1 pseudogene is annotated in these 758 nt (G+C 39.6%); it reads left to right on the top strand.

The window, feature by feature from the left end:
- Nucleotides 1–655 (top strand): annotated as a pseudogene (locus L652_RS0102920) (mammalian cell entry protein); the annotation flags it as partial.
- Nucleotides 656–758: the final 103 nt, after the last annotated feature.

The following is a 758-nucleotide window of genomic DNA, read 5'->3' as shown; positions in this document are numbered from 1 at the left end:
GGTTCCAGTGCTTATAAAAGTAGAATACGGACGCTTGTATCATGACAGTGCTTCAGCAAAAGAGTATTGGCAAGGCAGTTTAAAGGGCTGGATTGAAAGTGGGATGCGCGCCTCGTTAAAGCCTGGTAATTTATTAACGGGTGCTGTGTATGTAGATTTTGATATATACCCCGACGCGCCAGAAGCGCACCTAGGTAAACTTGTGCAGTATGATGTTTTTCCGAGTATTTCAAGCGGTATAACTGTATTAGCAGATCAAGTTTCTGACGTACTTAATAAAGTAAATAACTTAAAGGTTGAAGATAGCTTGGCACAAATGCAAGCCACATTTACCGATTACCGAGCGCTTGCTAATGAAATGCGAGAGCTGCTAAGCCAAAAAGATACACAAAACTTACCAGGCGACTTTAATCGTAACTTCGAAAAGATGACAAAAAGTATGGAGCAGTTTGAAGTCACTATGCGCCAATTTGATAAAACCATGGCCAGTTACCAAGCCGGTTCTGAACTTCATCATCAAATACAGCAAACATTAAAAGAGTTTAAACGTTTAAGTGAGGGCCTACAGCCTCTAACTCGCGGATTAAACGAGCAACCTAATATGCTAATTTTTGATAAATCATTACCAGCAGATCCAAAACCAAGGAAGCAATAATGAAATCGTTATTTTTAACTGCAAGTTTATTATTACTATTGGCAGGTTGTAGTTCATCAATACAAACTGCGACACAGTATTACCAGTTTGAGCAGCCTATAGG

It is taken from the genome of Pseudoalteromonas sp. TB25, from assembly GCF_000497995.1.
Lineage (GTDB): Bacteria > Pseudomonadota > Gammaproteobacteria > Enterobacterales > Alteromonadaceae > Pseudoalteromonas > Pseudoalteromonas distincta.
Note: the sequence above shows the minus strand (reverse complement) of the source record. Positions and strands in the feature narration are given on the sequence as shown.